This is a genomic window from Pseudoalteromonas sp. DL2-H2.2 (assembly GCF_021532535.1).
GTDB classification, from domain to species: Bacteria; Pseudomonadota; Gammaproteobacteria; order Enterobacterales; family Alteromonadaceae; genus Pseudoalteromonas; species Pseudoalteromonas rubra_A.
In genome coordinates this window covers 71,867-88,781 of record NZ_JAKGBD010000009.1, presented here as the reverse complement: position 1 = coordinate 88,781, position 16,915 = coordinate 71,867, and the positions used below count along the sequence as shown (strand labels likewise).

19 protein-coding genes are annotated in these 16,915 nt (G+C 48.1%); 1 reads left to right on the top strand and 18 read right to left on the bottom strand.

Annotated elements, in window-relative coordinates:
• Nucleotides 1-165: 165 nt before the first annotated feature.
• Complete coding sequence (locus L1285_RS15730; RefSeq protein WP_010385716.1) at nucleotides 166-462, top strand: EscU/YscU/HrcU family type III secretion system export apparatus switch protein; 297 nt, start codon at nucleotides 166-168, stop codon at nucleotides 460-462.
• Nucleotides 463-573: 111 nt separating this feature from the next.
• On the opposite strand, the gene L1285_RS15725 is transcribed toward L1285_RS15730, so the two are convergent.
• The 18 genes from L1285_RS15725 to fliN all read right to left on the bottom strand — a co-directional run bounded on the left by L1285_RS15725 (nucleotide 574) and on the right by fliN (nucleotide 16,905).
• Nucleotides 574-978 carry a DUF2802 domain-containing protein gene (locus tag L1285_RS15725; protein ID WP_442960512.1) on the bottom strand — a complete coding sequence of 135 codons (405 nt, stop codon included), beginning with the start codon at nucleotides 976-978 and terminating at the stop codon, nucleotides 574-576.
• 27 nt (nucleotides 979-1,005) lie between these two features.
• Complete coding sequence (locus L1285_RS15720; protein ID WP_235413134.1) at nucleotides 1,006-1,503, bottom strand: chemotaxis protein CheW; 498 nt, start codon at nucleotides 1,501-1,503, stop codon at nucleotides 1,006-1,008.
• A 24-nt stretch (nucleotides 1,504-1,527) separates the two neighbouring features.
• Nucleotides 1,528-2,340 (bottom strand): chemotaxis protein CheW, encoded by an 813-nt coding sequence (locus tag L1285_RS15715; protein ID WP_235413133.1) that lies wholly within the window; start codon nucleotides 2,338-2,340, stop codon nucleotides 1,528-1,530.
• Nucleotides 2,333-3,118: a ParA family protein gene (locus tag L1285_RS15710; protein WP_125720812.1), complete on the bottom strand. Its 786-nt coding sequence runs from the start codon at nucleotides 3,116-3,118 to the stop codon at nucleotides 2,333-2,335. Before L1285_RS15710 ends, L1285_RS15715 begins: the two co-directional genes overlap by 8 nt.
• A gap of 54 nt (nucleotides 3,119-3,172) precedes the next feature.
• Nucleotides 3,173-4,327, bottom strand: a complete 1,155-nt coding sequence (locus L1285_RS15705; RefSeq protein ID WP_235413132.1) for a protein-glutamate methylesterase/protein-glutamine glutaminase — start codon at nucleotides 4,325-4,327, stop codon at nucleotides 3,173-3,175.
• Between the two features lie 80 nt (nucleotides 4,328-4,407).
• Nucleotides 4,408-6,636, bottom strand: coding sequence for a chemotaxis protein CheA (locus L1285_RS15700; RefSeq protein WP_235413131.1), 2,229 nt, complete (start codon nucleotides 6,634-6,636; stop codon nucleotides 4,408-4,410).
• A gap of 15 nt (nucleotides 6,637-6,651) precedes the next feature.
• On the bottom strand, nucleotides 6,652-7,422 hold the full coding sequence (locus tag L1285_RS15695; protein ID WP_125720806.1) for a protein phosphatase CheZ: 771 nt from the start codon (nucleotides 7,420-7,422) through the stop codon (nucleotides 6,652-6,654).
• A 19-nt stretch (nucleotides 7,423-7,441) separates the two neighbouring features.
• Complete coding sequence (cheY, locus tag L1285_RS15690) at nucleotides 7,442-7,825, bottom strand: chemotaxis response regulator CheY (RefSeq protein ID WP_010385696.1); 384 nt, start codon at nucleotides 7,823-7,825, stop codon at nucleotides 7,442-7,444.
• Nucleotides 7,826-7,868: 43 nt separating this feature from the next.
• Nucleotides 7,869-8,603, bottom strand: a complete 735-nt coding sequence (locus tag L1285_RS15685) for an RNA polymerase sigma factor FliA (protein WP_235413130.1) — start codon at nucleotides 8,601-8,603, stop codon at nucleotides 7,869-7,871.
• A 2-nt stretch (nucleotides 8,604-8,605) separates the two neighbouring features.
• A complete protein-coding gene (locus L1285_RS15680) occupies nucleotides 8,606-9,466 on the bottom strand; it encodes a MinD/ParA family protein (protein ID WP_046003902.1) in 861 nt (286 codons plus the stop codon).
• Nucleotides 9,459-10,991, bottom strand: a complete 1,533-nt coding sequence (flhF, locus tag L1285_RS15675; RefSeq protein WP_235413129.1) for a flagellar biosynthesis protein FlhF — start codon at nucleotides 10,989-10,991, stop codon at nucleotides 9,459-9,461. The genes L1285_RS15680 and flhF overlap by 8 nt, the downstream gene beginning before the upstream one ends.
• 20 nt (nucleotides 10,992-11,011) lie before the next feature.
• Complete coding sequence (gene flhA, locus L1285_RS15670; protein WP_235413128.1) at nucleotides 11,012-13,108, bottom strand: flagellar biosynthesis protein FlhA; 2,097 nt, start codon at nucleotides 13,106-13,108, stop codon at nucleotides 11,012-11,014.
• Between the two features lie 60 nt (nucleotides 13,109-13,168).
• The gene (flhB, locus tag L1285_RS15665) at nucleotides 13,169-14,299 is read right to left on the bottom strand and encodes a flagellar biosynthesis protein FlhB (protein ID WP_235413127.1); all 1,131 of its coding nucleotides are present in this window, start codon (nucleotides 14,297-14,299) and stop codon (nucleotides 13,169-13,171) included.
• Between the two features lie 21 nt (nucleotides 14,300-14,320).
• Complete coding sequence (gene fliR / locus L1285_RS15660) at nucleotides 14,321-15,100, bottom strand: flagellar biosynthetic protein FliR (protein ID WP_235413126.1); 780 nt, start codon at nucleotides 15,098-15,100, stop codon at nucleotides 14,321-14,323.
• A 4-nt stretch (nucleotides 15,101-15,104) separates the two neighbouring features.
• Entirely contained in the window at nucleotides 15,105-15,374 is a 270-nt protein-coding gene (gene fliQ / locus L1285_RS15655) for a flagellar biosynthesis protein FliQ (RefSeq protein ID WP_054015626.1), read from the bottom strand.
• 1 nt (nucleotide 15,375) lies between these two features.
• Nucleotides 15,376-16,116 (bottom strand): flagellar type III secretion system pore protein FliP, encoded by a 741-nt coding sequence (gene fliP, locus L1285_RS15650; RefSeq protein ID WP_046003908.1) that lies wholly within the window; start codon nucleotides 16,114-16,116, stop codon nucleotides 15,376-15,378.
• 4 nt (nucleotides 16,117-16,120) lie between these two features.
• Complete coding sequence (gene fliO / locus L1285_RS15645) at nucleotides 16,121-16,492, bottom strand: flagellar biosynthetic protein FliO (RefSeq protein ID WP_235413125.1); 372 nt, start codon at nucleotides 16,490-16,492, stop codon at nucleotides 16,121-16,123.
• An 11-nt stretch (nucleotides 16,493-16,503) separates the two neighbouring features.
• Nucleotides 16,504-16,905, bottom strand: a complete 402-nt coding sequence (fliN, locus tag L1285_RS15640) for a flagellar motor switch protein FliN (protein ID WP_054015623.1) — start codon at nucleotides 16,903-16,905, stop codon at nucleotides 16,504-16,506.
• Between the last annotated feature and the right edge of the window lie 10 nt (nucleotides 16,906-16,915).

Below are 16,915 nucleotides of genomic sequence, written 5' to 3'. Positions count from 1 at the left end.
TTATCGAGCATATTTTCTTGCCTCAAAATAGAACACTTAATTAAGCAAATTGGTATAATCGCTAATCTGGCAGCCCTTATCCGGATATTAATCCGGATAAGGGGTTTTTATCTGACGGTGTAACATGCTACTTTGATACTAAGATGTCTGTAGTCGTTAAATATTATGGAACAAAAAACCGCCATTGGCCTGTTATATGAAGCGGGTAAGTCGCCCGAAGTTGTTTGTAAGGGTTTTGGCGAACTTGCCGAAGAGATCATTGCACTTGCTAAAGAAAAAGACATCATGATCCATGAAGATGCCACTTTGGTCCAGACACTCAGCCAGCTCGACCTGCACGAAGAAATCCCCAAAGAGCTCTATTATGTGATTGCAGAGCTAATCGCGTTCTCTTACGTCCTGCGTGGTAAATTTCCACCGGGGTGGAAACACTTCCAGGGTAAGCTGAATATAAAGGCCTGATCCCTTTCTCAGGAGAGTTCTCGAGAGCGCAAATCGAGGTATAAGAAAGTACACAGCCAACGAAAATGCAGATGTGTTCTGGCGTTTGTCGTTGGCTGATGATGAGCAACCCTATGATTGCTTGTTGTGCAGGGACATTAATAGTTCTGCTTCGGCGCGGGGTAGTTCACACTCTCGCATGATTTCTTCTATGTCTGCGCCCAGTTCAACCATTTTAACTGCGCGTGAATAAATCTTAGCATCAGGATCGTCATATTTTTGCGCAGCCTGTTGCTGGGCCAGATCCTTTGCGTAATTCTCGCAGGCTACCAGACGTTTACCAATACTTAGTACACTGGCGCGAACTTCGGCGATTTCACTGCGTAAGATAGCCACTTGTTCATTTTCTCGCTTCATATGCTGAAGCAATTTGCCATGTTCATTGTTTTGTTGTTGTACTTTTTTACTCAGCGCAAAAATAAACCCCAAGCACACTAAACATAGCAGGCTTGAGGCAATGATCAGGAGCAATAAAATCTCGTTTTGGGTTACTGCTTGCACGGGTTATATATGGCTCAACTCATCCCACTCATCATCGCTGAGTAGTTTGTTCAAATCAACCAGGATCAGTAGCTCACCTTCACGGTTCGACACGCCCTGAATAAACTTAGCACTCTCTTCAGTACCAATGTTTGGCGCACTATCAATCTCGGAGCTGCGCAGATAAACCACTTCGGCTACGCTGTCGACCAAAATGCCAACGACTTGTTTTTCAGCCTCGATGATCACGATACGAGAGTTATCAGTGACCTCTGAGCTTGGCAGCCCAAAGCGAGAGCGTGTGTCGATAACCGTAACTACGTTACCACGTAGGTTGATGATACCAAGTACATAAGTTGGCGCGCCCGGCACAGGGGCAATCTCGGTATAGCGTAATACTTCTTGCACCTGCATTACATTAATGCCGTAGGTTTCATCCTCTAGCTTATAGGTAACCCACTGAAGGACTTCATCATTACTATCTGCATTTTTATCAGCCGAAAGCATTCTCTCTTGACTCATGATTTTACTCCAGTTAGATGCTAGTTACTGCTCTCGGCTATCGAGACCATACTCTAGCAATCGATTTAAATTCTCAACATCTATCAGTGCGCACATTTTTTCTTTAATGACGCCCGCCAGCCATGGCCTTTTACCATCCGCCGTTCGCCATTTAACGTCTTCTGGTTTCAACGTAATATTATTAACCAGATTTTCGGCCAACAAGCCCCACTGGCTATCGCCCAGCATGATCAAGTACTGGTAATCCAGCTTCTCTTCCAGCTCAGGTGTGAACTTCTCCGGCATCACCCAGCGGGCTGTATCAACCACATTGAGTTTTTCTTCCCGGTTGAGCATCACGCCTTTAAACCATTTTGGCTTACCAAACAACTGATTAACTTCGGTAAGCTGATGTATACCACCCAGCGACTGTAAAGGCACTGCCAAAGTCAGCCCAGCTACTTCGAAGAACAACGCCTGAAATTCGTTTTCCAGGTACGCATCACGCGCACGAGCTGGCCTAGTCTGCTCTGCTTCTTCTTTGATAATAGTAGTATTTTCAGTTATCTCAAGATCATCAGCCGGGGTTATTACGGGTTCTTCCTCGGCGATTTCCTGCGGCATAGCTGTTTCGGCCTGAGCCTGTGCAACGGCTTGCTCAGGTGGCTCTTGTGTAACGGCATCCTCTGAACTTGAAACAGCATCACGCGTTGCAACTTGCTCTTCTTTGGCCTCTGGCACAGATTCCAGCAGCTTAGCCACCGGTGCGAGCGCAACCTCGTCTTCCTCTTCTTCGCGTAACAAGGCGCCCAGATATTGCTTCATGACCTGTTCATTGGCAAACAGATGCTTACTCATTACTACCTCTATCCACTTCTGCCAGATGATCCAATAAGGCACGGTAAGCATAGACACCACGCGATTTTGGACAATATTGCACTGGCACTTGCTGCGCCAAACTGGCATCTCTGAATTTAGTATCAACCGGGATCACCCCTGGCCACACTTTGTCCTGATAGGTCTCGACTAGAGACTTATAGGCTTCAAGTGATGCTTTGGTGCGCTTATCATACATAGTTGGCACTATAGTATATTGATATTGCTTGGAATGCGAACTTTGCATTAATGACATTGTGCGCATCATACGATCCAGCCCCTTCAGCGCCAGGAACTCGGTTTGCACCGGGATCAAAATACGCTCGCTCGCGGCCAGGGCGTTCACCATCAGCACACCCAATACGGGTGGGCAATCCAAAATGGCATAATCGTAGTGCTCACTGATCTTGGCCAGGGCTTTTTTCAGAATTAATCCCATGCCGGAGCGGTTGCCCATGCTGCGATCAAGTGTTGCAATGGCCATGGTCGCCGGCAATATATCGAGGTTTTCTATGGTTGAGGGGCACAATGCCTGAAGAATTTCCTCACTGGCCATGTTGGAGCCACGAATAAAAATATCATACACGCTGACTTCAAGCTCTTCTGAGTCAATGCCAAAGTAGTATGTTAAAGACGCATGCGGATCTGTGTCTATCAGTAATACACGCTTACCCTGAAGCGCCAGGATCCCACCGAGACTTACTGTGGTGGTGGTTTTACCCACCCCGCCTTTTTGGTTCGCTACCGTCCAGATTTTCACGTTATTCTTTTATTCCTTCGGCCAAACACAGACACGCATTGGGGCATAGTTACGTTATGCGCAGCCTATTTCTTTGTTTATTCTCAGCGCCACATCCTGTAGGGCAATGTCTTCCGATGAAATGCCCGCACTGGCAACCGCTTGCGGCATGCCATAGACCACACAGGTTTTTTCGTCCTGGGCCCAGATAGTCGCACCACTTTGTTTCAGCATTCTGGCACCGTCTCTGCCATCCGCGCCCATGCCCGTGAGTATAACTGCTAATACGTCCCCACCGTAGGCTTTCGCCGTACTGGCAAAAGTCACATCAACACTGGGTTTGTAGGTAATACGCGGGCTGTCGTCTTCAAACACTTTAAGCGTTTTACTGCCACCTCTGGATTCAACCAACATTTGCTGGCCACCAGGTGCAAGATAAGCAACGCCAGGTTGTAAGCGATCGCCTTGCTCCGCTTCTTTTACTTTGATTTTACACAGGCTATTTAAACGCTGTGCAAATGCCGGTGTGAATGCCGCAGGCATATGCTGGATCAGCAATATCGGGTGCGGAAAGTTTGCAGGCAACTGCGTTAAAATAGTCTGAAGTGCAACCGGACCGCCCGTAGACGTGCCGATGGCAACAATTTGGTATCTTTTTCCTGACGCCTTAAACGATGCCCCTAAACTAGGCGTATCCGCCGCAGGTCGCGAGAAGGTGCGGTCTGGTTGCGCTATTGGTTTAGCCGTTGAGCGCAGCCCGGATGAGGCTGGTGTGCTGCGCGCAGGCGCAGGTGCCGGCGACGAGCTAATAGGCCGAGTAAAACGGCTTACACGACGTCGGCCAATTTCTTTGACCTTGTTTTGCAAAGAGCGGATCGCATCTTCACTATTGCGGGCAATGTCTTCAAACTTTTTCGGCAAAAAGTCGACCGCACCGGCATCCAGTGCATCTAAGGTGGCACTTGCACCTTCACGGGTCAATGACGAAAACATTAAAATGGGAGTCGGTGAGCTTTGCATGATCTGCTTTACCGCGCTAATCCCATCCATCACTGGCATTTCCACATCCATTGTGATGACATCCGGTCTGAGTTTAGCCGCTTTGTCTACGGCTTCCTGACCATTTACTGCAAAGTCAATCACCTGGATTTCAGGATCTTTTTCTAGTATTTCACTCACTCGGCGACGAAAGAAGCTCGAGTCATCTACAACTAATACTTTAACTGCCATTGGCATTGCTCTTTTATTCGTTACAGATCCGAAAAGTGGTGTCAAAGACACCACTTTGTCGGTATAAATGCGCCAGTTAATTACTTACCGGCGTAATATTTTAACATGCTGGGGACGTCCAGAATCAGCGCGATACCACCATCAGATGTAATGGTTGCACCAGCCATACCTGGTGTGCCTTGCAATAAGGCATCCAATGGTTTGATAACCACTTCTTCCTGGCCTATCAGTGAATCCACCACAAATCCAACTTGCTTAGTGCCCATCTGAACAATGACCACGTGCCCTTCAGCTTTGCGGGCTCTTCTGTCCGCGTCCTTCACTAACCAATGCTCCAGATAGAACAGTGGGATCGCTTTTTCACGCACTATGATAGTCAATTGGCCATCAACCACATTGGTCTTAGTCAAATCCAGGTGGAATATTTCGCTCACCCCGGCAAGTGGCAGTGCAAATGTCTGCTGACCAATCATTACCATCAGTGTAGGCAAAATGGCCAATGTCAGTGGTACTTTGATTTCCAGTATGGTGCCTACACCCAGTTCAGACTGGATATTAACGGAACCATTAAGCTGGGTGATCTTGGTTTTAACCACGTCCATGCCAACACCCCGGCCTGAGATGTCAGAAATTTGTTCTTTGGTTGAGAAACCAGGTGCGAAGATCAGGTTGTAAGCTTCATTATCCGACAGGCGACTTGCCTGGTCTGAGTCAATAACCCCTTTGCTGATCGCAATCTTTTTCAGTTTCTCAGGGTCCATACCTGCACCATCATCGCGAATGGTCAACAGAATATGGTCGCCTTCTTGCGAAGCGGATAAGGTGACAGTACCGGTTCTGGACTTACCTGCGGCTTCACGCACGTCAGGCATTTCAATACCATGGTCTACCGAGTTACGCACCAAGTGAACCAAGGGATCGGCCAATGCCTCAACCAGGTTTTTATCCAGATCCGTATCTTCCCCTTCCAATACTAAGCTAATGTCTTTTTTAAGACTGCGCGCTAAGTCACGAACAACCCGAGGGAAACGACCAAATACTTTCTTGATTGGCTGCATCCGGGTTTTCATTACCGCGCCCTGCAAGTCTGCCGTGACCACGTCCAGGTTCGAGATAGCCTTGCCCATAGACTCGCTATTAGAGTTGTTTGCCAGGCTCACTAGCCGGTTACGCACCAACACCAACTCACCGACCATGTTCATGATCTCATCAAGGCGCTTAGTATCAACGCGAACAGTTGTCTCAGCTTGTGCAGCTGGCTTTTTAACCGCCGCTTTATCAGCCGCAGGTTTACTCTCGGCTGGCGGCTTAGCTGCCGGCGCAGGTTTGGCAGCTGGTGCACTTGGTGCTTTTGCCGCCGGCGCCGCTGGCTTAGGTTCAGGTTTTGGCGGTGCTTTGGCCGCTTCTTTCGGCGCTGCTACTTCCGCTTCTAGTGACTTTGGCGCTTCTCCTTTACCATGCAACTCATCCAGCAAAGCTTCAAATTCGTCGTCGTTGATTTCGTCATCATCACCGCCCCCCGACACTGGTGCCTTTTCAGTGGCTGCGGGAGGTGCAGGTGCGGGTGTCGGTGCAGCAGGTGTTGCACCAAATTGTCCAACCCCGTGTAACTCGTCTAACAAACTGTCAAATTCGTCGTCAGTAATATCGCCGTCGTCACTGCTCGCTGGCACAGATGTAGCTTTGGGTGCAGCGGGTGTGTCTGAAGCTACTGACGGGGCATTGCCAGAGCCGTGTAACTCATCCAGTAAGCTTTCGAATTCTTCTTCTGAAATTTCATCAATGCTGTCTGAGCTCTCACCATCGGCTGCATCGACGGGGTCCGATGGTGCATCGAACAGCACATCATCTGCACTGGGCGTTGCAACAACCGGTTCAGGCTCTGTGGCAGCAGGAGCTGCAATTTCTTCGTCTGCTGATTGTGGTTGGCTAAGCTGGTGCAATACTTCCAGCAGGTGAGGGTCTGCGGGCTCTGGTTGCTCTCTATTTTGAATACATGAGAACATTTCATTGATGGTGTCGAGCGACTGTAAAATCACGTCCATCAACTCTGCTGTTACCTGACGCTGGCCCTGACGCAAGACATCGAACACGTTTTCCGCACCGTGACAAGCATCCACCAGTTCCGTCATACTCAGGAAGCCTGCGCCCCCTTTAACAGTATGGAAACCACGGAAAATCGCGTTCAGCAGCTCTTTATCTTCCGGGTTATTTTCTAGTTCGACAAGCTGCTCAGATAACAGTTCGAGTATTTCCCCTGCTTCAACAAGAAAGTCTTGTAAGATATCTTCATCGACTTCAAAGCTCATTCGCATACTCTCCTATTAGAAGCCCAAACTCGACAACAGGTCATCAACTTCGTCCTGCCCGGATACGACATCATCTCGAGACTCAGCGTCCATAATTGGACCCTCAGGACCTGATAACTCATCAGCAACGGGGGTGGCTTTAGTTTGTGACTGCGGCTGGGCTGCAGTTTGTTGACTTTCATCAGCGCTACCAAATACAGTCAACAAGTGAATTAGGCTGTCTTCAACTTCACGAACCAGCTCAATGACACGCCGGATCACCTGTCCGGTTAAATCCTGATAATCCTGCGCCATCAAAACATTGGTCATCAGATTCTGTAGTTCATCTGTACGGCCTTTTGACGACTGCATAAAACTGTCAAGATCGTGACACAACGACTTGAACTCTCCGAGCTGGATATCCCGGCTCATCAGTCTGTCCCAGGTGGGCTTGATTTCAGAGAGTTCATCGGCAAGTTCTTGGGCTAAGGGAAGACTCGCTTCTACGGCATCCATGGTTTTATTGGCAGCACTTTCGGTCATTTCCATGACGTAATTGAGGCGCTGCTTGGCATCTGGAATGGCTTCTGTCGTGAGATCTGCTAAACGCGTATCCAACTCAAAGTTCTTCAATGATTCATGAAGTTGTCGAGTCAGCTTACCTACTTCAGCAAAAAGCTCTGATTGTTCTTTATTAGTGGCCTCAATTAATATCTCATCAGCCTTTTCCTGCTCACCCTGTTCTAGGTATTCAACGAGCAGTTTAGCCTGTTCCAGAGTTATCTGTGGCACAGAAGATGTTGACATAAGCCTACCCTTATCAATACTAGCCTAAACGCTCGAACACTTTTTCTAGTTTGGTTTTCAGGGTTCCTGCCGTAAACGGTTTAACGATATAACCATTAACTCCAGCCTGGGCAGCAGCAACGATTTGTTCTTTCTTCGCTTCCGCTGTTACCATGAGTACTGGGATGTGTTTAAGCTTGTCGTCAGCACGAATTGCACGTAACAAATCGATACCTTGCATGCCGGGCATATTCCAGTCAGTTACGACAAAGTCGAATTCCTGATTTTGCAACATTGGAAGTGCCGTACTGCCATCATCAGCCTCTTGAACATTGGTAAAGCCTAAGTCTCTTAGCAGGTTTTTGATTATTCTTCTCATCGTAGAAAAATCATCAACCACGAGAATTTTCATGTTCTTATCCAAAACTTCCTCCGGTGAGGTTTGAACCTATATTGTAAAACTAACTCTAATTGATCCAGTCATTGATCTTCGCTCTGAGCTTGATCATTGCTTGACCGTGAATCTGACTCACTCGAGATTCGCTGACTTCTAAGATCGCGCCAATCTCTTTTAAATTCATCTCGTCGTTATAGTACAAAGACAACACCAAGGCATCTCGCTCAGGTAAAGTCTTGATAGCATTGACTAACGACTCGTTAAAGCGCTCATTTTTAACATTATTGAATGGTTTGTCTAGCGCAAAATCGTTGCCTGCGGGAGAAATTACGTCTTCGTCGACCCCTAGGTCTTCAATGCCGATAACTTTACTCGCATTGACATCATGTAAAATATGATGGTACTCATCTAGCGTAATATCAAGTTTTTCAGCGATTTCAGTATCTTTTGGTTCGCGCCCAAACTGTGCTTCAAGCTCAGCAATGGCTTCCGCAACCATCCGGCCGTTTTTGTGCACTGAGCGGGGAGCCCAGTCGCCACGGCGGATCTCGTCAATCATTGCACCGCGAATTCGAATACCGGCAAAGGTTTCGAAGCTTGCGCCTTTACTGGCGTCAAAATTTTTGCACGCTTCAATGAGTCCAATCATACCCGACTGGACTAAATCATCTAACTGAACGCTGGCTGGTAACCTCGCTAATAAATGACAGGCCACCTTTTTTACCAAAGGCGTATGACGCTCTACCACCTTACTCAGGTGGTCCGTCGTTTTATATCCCGCCATGCGGTTGACCGGTGAAGCCATCGTTAACCGTTTACCAGCTGCTCAATAAAGAATTCCAAATGACCTGAAGGTTGGTGGGGAATGGGCCACTTGACAGCTTTGCTGGCCAGGCCTCTGAACGCCACGGCAGCAGGTGAATTAGGGAAGAGCTCAACGATGGTTTTTTGGCGACGCGATGACTTGCGCATATTTTCATCAAACGGGATCGTAGCAACCAACTCCAAAGCAACATCTAAAAATCGGTCGGTCACTTTGGACAGCTTGGCAAACAACTCTTGTCCTTCACGTAGACTGCGCACCATATTGGCGACAATCTTGAATTTGTATACACCGTGTTCGCGGCTAAGCACTTTGATCAGCGCGTAAGCATCCGTGATGGAGGTTGGCTCGTCACACACTACAACCAAGACATCCTGGGCAGCACGAGAGAAGCTCAAAACCATATCAGAAATACCAGCCGCAGTATCGACGATTAAGATGTCAAATTCGCTACTCAATTCGCTAAACGCACGGATTAATCCAGCGTGCTCGGCAGGCGTTAATTCAACCATACTCTGCGACCCTGAGGTTGCAGGTACGATGCGGATCCCAGCCGGGCCCTCTACAAGAATTTCGTCTAGCTCACATTCACCAGACAAAACATGCGATAAATTTTTCTCTACTCTTAAACCCAGCATAACATCACAGTTAGCCAGACCTAAGTCAGCATCAAGCACCAAGACCCGATTACCCTGCTGTCCTAACGCAATGGCTGTGTTAAGGGATACATTGGTTTTACCTACTCCACCTTTACCACCAGTCACTGCGATTACTTTTACACTGTGGTTATTTTTCTGGTTCATTCTCCGCAGGCCACTTGCTTGATCTAAAACTGTATTAATCATACATTCCTACTGTCTGGGACGCCACTGGTACACGTCGCGAATGTTGTGCTTTTGTTCTCTTTAAATACAATTGCTCAGCCTTTTTGACTAACTTCTGAGCGTTTGCCACGCGAATGTCTTCAGGCACTCGCTGACCATTGGTAAGATACCCTATTGGCAGACGATTTTGAATCGCTATGCTAATTATCTCACCTAAACTTAGACTTTCATCAAGTTTTGTAAAAATACAACCACTTAAATTGACTTTTTTGAAGTGATTGACGGTTTCTTGCAGTACATGCATTTGTGCAGTCGCACTTAATACCAGGTAGCTGCGAATGTCAACACGGCTGCTACGCATCAGCGTGTTTAATTGCTCTGTCAGGCGTAAATCACGCTGACTCATACCTGCCGTGTCTATTAATATTAGACGCTTATTACGTAAATGATAAAGAACCTCAGCAAGTTCATTGGCATCTTTTACTTGCTTGACAGGACAACCGATGATCCGACCATAGGTTGCCAGTTGTTCATAAGCGCCGATACGGTAGGTATCTGTGGTGATCAGGGCGACATTATCGGCACCATATTTTTGTGCACCCAGCGCTGCCAATTTTGCAACTGTGGTGGTTTTGCCAACTCCTGTAGGTCCGACCATGGCATACACACCACCCTGGCGCAGAATATCGTTGTTAGTTGTGTGCATTTGATTAACAACCATATTAAGTAGTGCATTCCAGGCTTCTTTACGAGAAACGTCATCAGGGATAAAGCAAGCCATTTGCTCAGCCACTTCAGCACCAATCCCCATGCCTTTAAGGCGGTCAACCAGACAAGCACGAGTCGGGTCACGACGCGCCATTTCCTGATTCATCAGCCCTGATAGCTGGAATTCAAGTAACTGGCGAATAGCATTCATCTCATCGCGCATGGAAGACATTTCATCTTCGCTGACTTTTTTCTGCGCGGCTGGCTCGTCACCGAAGCCCTGTTCCAGATCGTCACCAAACTCCCAGGAAGACGCTGTATCGCGGCCGTCAAAATCATGACTTTGGGCCTCAAAACGAGGCTGACGAGCGCTCTGAGGTGCCGCTTTAGCTGGCGCTTCATGGCGCTGCTGCGCGCCAAACATATCATCGGTATTGATACCAGATTGAGAAAACATTGAAGCAAGCTCGGGCGACTTAGGACGAGGGGCTTGGCGCTCAAGCAAGGCTTCAAGACTGTCTGCAACCTGCGCCTGCTTCTGAGGCTCTGCGCGGCGAGGTTGAGGACGAACCATTCTGGCAGGCTGGCTGTAACTATGCTGAGCACTTTGCCCTGGGGCTGCCTGGCGAGGTGCAGCCTGCGCTGCGCTTTGCTGAGGAGCTGACTGCGCCGCCTGAGGCTGTGGAGCGGGTGTCCGATCATTGTCTACTGCAGCGACGATTTCAACGCCATCTGCCAGTTTCTTATTTGACATGATCACTGCATCTGCACCTAGCTCTTCTTTCACTTCTTTTAAAGCCGTACGCATATCTTTTGCAAAAAAACGTTTAATTTTCATGGTCAGCCCCTTCTAGTCCTCTACTGTCCAACTGAGCTCACTATCTTGATTTGTCTCTCATCCGGTACTTCCTGATATGACATCACTCTCAGTCCCGGTATGGTGTGTTTTACAAATCTTGACAGCACACTTCTTAACATACCTGAGGTTAATAAGATGGACGGCTCGCCGAGCATTTCTTGCGTTTGATGGGCTTCTCTTAATGAACCTTGAAGCCGCTCTGCAAGGCCTGGCTCTATGCCTGCCCCCTCATCACCTGCGTTCTGAAGTGATTTATGCAACATCTGTTCCAACTCGGGCGCCAATGTTATGACAGGGATTTCTTCAGCCCCACCAACCGCATCCTGAACAATCAATCGGCGTAGTGAAATACGTACCGCAGCCGTTAATACATCCGGGTCCTGACTGCGTGGCCCATACTCAACCAGGGTCTGAACAATAGAGCGCATATCACGAATTGCCACACCCTCGTTAAGCAAGTTTTGCAGTACTTTTACAATGGTTGTCAGAGGTAATACATCAGGGACCAAGCCTTCAACCAGGCGTGGGTGACTCTTGGCCAGCATATCTAGCAGGTTCTGAACTTCTTCATGGCCCAGCAGTAAGGACGCATTGTTAGTCAACAACTGGCTGATATGTGTCGCCACAACCGTCGCTGCATCGACCACGGTGTAACCCAGAGAATGTGCTTCGTCTTTTTGCTCTGGTTTGATCCAAACCGCTTCCAGACCAAATGCAGGATCTTTAGTCGCAACACCATTGATTGGGCCAAATACCTGGCCCGGATTGATAGCCAGCTCATCACCGTGCTTCAGCTCACCATCACCGGATCCCACTCCCATCAGGGTAATGCGATAGGCATTCGGGTCTAATTCGAGGTTATCGCGAATATGCACAGGTGGCACCAGAAAACCCAGCTCCTGTGACAACTTCTTACGCACCCCTTTAATACGATTCAACAGCTCACCGCCTTGTGACTGATCAACCAGCGGGATAAGGCGGTAGCCTACTTCCAGACCAATCACATCCACCGGCTGTACATCATCCCAGCCAAGCTCTTTTTGTTCCTGCTGCTGAGAAGCGACTGCGCCGCCCTTTGATTCTTCTGCTTTTTCTTCTTCGGCCTTAAGCTTCTGCTGGTGTTGGTAGTAAGCCAAAAAGCCAATGAGTCCGCCCAGGCCCAGGAAAGCAACATGTGGCATGCCAGGTACGAGCCCCATCACAATCAGAATCCCGGCTGCAATAGACAAGGACTTCTCATTGCCCAGTTGCTGGGTCATCTGCTCGCCCATGTTGTGCGATTCATTCTGACGAGTTACAACAATCGCCGTACCGATAGAAAGTAGCAGTGACGGTAGCTGAGCAACCAGACCATCACCAATAGTCAGTAAGGTATACACCTCCATCGCTCTGCCAAACGTCAGATCGTGCTGTACCATACCGACAAACAGGCCGCCAATGATGTTAATTGCCAGGATCACAATCCCCGCTATCGCATCCCCTTTTACGAATTTACTGGCACCATCCATCGAACCGTAGAAATCCGCTTCACGCGTGACTTCTTCACGTCTTGCTCTGGCTTCGTCAGCCGAGATGAAACCGGCATTTAAGTCTGCGTCAATCGCCATTTGTTTACCCGGCATCGCGTCCAAGGTAAAACGGGCTGATACTTCGGAGATACGGCCGGCACCTTTGGTGATAACCACAAAGTTAATGATGATGAGGATCAGGAAGACCACCAGACCAACCGCGTAGTTACCGCCAATTACAACGGAACCAAACGCCTCGATCACTTTACCGGCTGCGTCTCCGCCGTTATGACCTTCCAGCAGCACCACCCGGGTACTGGCAACATTCAGTGCCAATCGCAAGATTGTCGCTATCAGCAATACTGAAGGAAACATGCCAAATTCAAGCGGCTTCATGGTGTAAACCGTCACTAACAGTACAACCAATGCCAGGGCGATATTGAATGAGAACAAGATATCAAGCAAGAAAGGGGGCATAGGTAATACCACCATGCCCAATGCCGCCAACACCAATACTGGGGTACCAATGCCTTTGGCGTACTCTTTTTTATCTCGATTAACCTGCTGTAAAACCGCTTTAAAATCCATAACTTACAAACCACAAATTATTGACGCAGTTACATTAAAGCAAGTTTAATACCAATTAGCTTAGTGTTTTAGTTCATCGGGGATCGGCAGGTCTTTATTCAGGGCAACAGGCCGTTTACCCCGTCCCTTGTTGAACTTTTTCAGCTGGAATACGTAGGCCAGCACTTGTGCCACTGCGGTAAACAACTGTTGTGGAATTTGGTCGCCCACCTCAGTGGTGTGGTACAAAGAACGAGTCAGCACAGGCGACTCGACAATCGGGACTTCGTTACCTTTGGCAATTTTACGGATCTGCATGGCCAGTTCATCAACCCCTTTCGCAATGACCATAGGGGCACCGGCTTTGTCAGTGTCATACTTGAGCGCCACAGAATAGTGAGTGGGGTTGGTTACGACCACGTCGGCATCAGGTACTTCCTGCATCATACGTCGCTGCGACATCTCCCGTTGTGTGCGCCGAATACGCGCTTTGATCTGGGGATCACCTTCGGAGTTCTTGTACTCATCCTTTACTTCTTGCAGCGTCATCTTGAGTTGTTTGTGATGATTATAGCTCTGATAGGGTGCGTCAATGGCTGAAATAATGATCATAGTGCAGCTCAGTGCGAGAAACATCCAGGCCAGAATTTCCAGCGAATGCAGAATGCTGCCTGGGATTTGCTCGATACTCAGGTGCAATATCTCATAGAAGAATACCTTGATAAGTAATATTGCAAACCCAGCCACCAGCACAAATTTGAGGATTGATTTGACCAGCTCTACCGCCGCCTGGGGCCCAAACATACGTTTAATGCCTTTCATTGGTGACATTTTACTCGGCTTAGGTGCCGCAGCCTGCCAGCTGAAATTAAAGCCTCCTAACAAAGTATTACCAATGATCCCGGCAACCATAATGATCAACACAAACATAGACAGCGGGAAGATGATCTCGGAAAATGCATCACCCCAAACAGAAAACATTTTAGTGGTGTCATAGGTTTCATTGCGGTTCAATGTAAACATCCGGCCCATCATGTTATACAGGCCTTTAGCAATGTCAGGTCCATAAAGCAACAGTGAAACGGCTGAGAAGATGAGCACGAAGGTCGTACCCAGCTCTTTTGAGCGAGCAACCTGGCCTTTCTTTCGGGCGTCAGAAATTTTCTTGTCTGTGGGTTCTTCCGTACGTTCCTGACCAGAATCTTCTGCCATTTTCTTACTCCCGGTACTCGATTACACCGTGCAACCAATCAGGTTACACATCAGCTCTGTCATTTTCAGCCACTGGAACTCGTATTGAATCACAAAGTTGCCCATTGTTGCCCAGATAATCAACAAACCGGACACCATAGTAAACGCAAATCCGACCGAGAAGATATTCATCTGCGGCGCGGCACGGGTCATTATGCCAAATGACAAGTTAATCAACAGCATGGCTGTTAAAGGTGCCAAAGACAACGCCAGTGCTGTAGCAAACAGCCAGCTCCCCCAGGTCACTATCAACCAGTAGTTATCGGCCACCCACCAGTTACCGTCGATAGGCCAAGTCTGAAAGCTATAAACCACCATGTTGATCATCATCAGATGACCATTAAAGACAAAAAACAATAACGTAGCCAGGATCAGATAAAACTGGCCAACAGCAGGTACACTCAGACCATTGGCGGGGTCAACCACTGACGCAAAGCCCAGGCCTGTTTGCATTGCCAGGATCTGACCCGCAACAATAAAGGTATTTAGCAACAATACCGAGGCGAAGCCAATTGCCACCCCGACAATGATTTCATGTATCACCACCAAAATCATGGCAAAGGAGAATAAATCAGTAAACTGAGTCTGAGGGATAGCAGGCACAACCGCCACGGTTACCACAATCGACAGGGCAAGCTTCACTCGGGTTGGCACACTTTGCGCACCCAAACCGGCCATAATCATGATCATTGAGCTGATCCGAACAAACGGCAACATATAGTCACTGAGCGCCTGAATAATGAGTTCGAAGGGGTACTCCATAGCACTACCCTGCAATTTCGGGGATTTGGAGTACCAACTGGTTGAAGAAGTCCATCAGCACCTGCACCATCCAGTGGCCACCGAAAATCAGTGCCACAATGGTGATGATGAGCCTGGGCAAAAAGCTCAGAGTTTGTTCGTTAATCGACGTTGCAGCCTGGAAGACCGCGACCACCAAACCTATCATCAGACCGGGTAGTACAATTGCGGTTACTAATTTGATAACAATAAAGAGCGAGTCACTGAGAATGTCGACAAAAACTTCTGGTTCCATGTCACACTCCTAAACCAAAACTTCGCGCCAGCGTGCCCATTATCAAAGACCAACCATCGACCAACACAAACAGCATGATCTTAAAAGGTAAAGCCACAATCATGGGCGACAGCATCATCATACCCATCGCCATCAAGACACTGGCAACCACCAGGTCTACTATCAGGAAGGGGATAAAAAACATAAAGCCAATGATAAAAGCAGTTTGCAGTTCACTGGTCACAAACGCCGGAATAATGACCACAAACGGCGTGTCTTCCGGGCTATCGAGTTTATCGTAACCGGCTATCTTGGCGAATGTTTCCAAATCCTTTATCCGGGTTTGGGAAAGCATAAATGCTTTGATAGGCTCTTTGGCTTCTTGCAATGCCTGTATCGACGTCAACTCTTCGTTCAAATAAGGTTGTACGGCGCGGTCGTTAATTTGATTGAAGATTGGCGCCATAATAAAAAAGGTCAGAAACAGCGACATACCCACCAAGACCTGATTTGACGGCGATTGCTGCAAGCCAATTGCCTGACGCAATATCGCCAGTACCACAATGATGCGCGTAAACGAGGTCATCATAATCACAGCAGCCGGAATAAAGCTCAGTGCTGTCATGATGGCCAATACTTGCAGGGTTACTGAGTATTCCTGAGAGCCATCCGGATTAGTTGTTACGCTCAAAGCCTCAATACCATCAGCAAAGGCATTTGATGCAAAGAAGAACACACTGATGAGGAGAAGAATTCGGACCATAGGTTTATTTCTTATTGTTATTTGCGCCGGACATTAAGCGACTAAGTTCTTTAGCAAAAGGCGCTGTGGGTGTCACCTCTAACGGCGACTCTAACTGATATAAATAATTGATACTGTGTGGCGTGACACCGAGCAAGTGTTGCTTATCGTCAATTTCAATTACCAGCAGGCGCTCCTTACTGCCTAGCGGTAAGCTGCGGATCACTTTAAAATCCTGGCTGTTACCCAGATTTGGGTTAAAGCGCTTAACCAGTAATGCCAACCCGATAATCGCCAACACCACCAAAGCCAAAGACAGGCCAACCGATAATAGCTCACTGCTGAGCCCGCTGGGTGGCTGCGCTGCAGCCACACTGGAGAACATTAATACACTCATTCCCTGGGCTGCTAGCGAAGCTTTTTGATGCGTTCGACTTGGCTGATCACGTCAGTCAGGCGAATACCAAACTTATCGTTTACAACAACCACTTCACCGTGCGCAATCAAAGTGCCGTTAACCAATACATCCAGAGGTTCACCGGCAACCCTGTCCAGCTCAACAACGGATCCCTGGTTTAACTGGAGTAAATTACGGATATTAATTTTAGAGCGGCCCACCTCCATCGAAATGGTGACCGGGATATCTAAAATTGTATCGAGTTTGCGCTTTTCATCCGCACTCAGATTAGCGCCACTGTCCTGTAACTCTTCCAGTTCTGCAACTTCGGCTTCAGCACCGTCCTGGTCAGCTTCCTCGGCCTCTGCAAGTGCAGCCGCCCATTCGTCCATTGTATCTTGATCATCGCTCATGCACTGACTA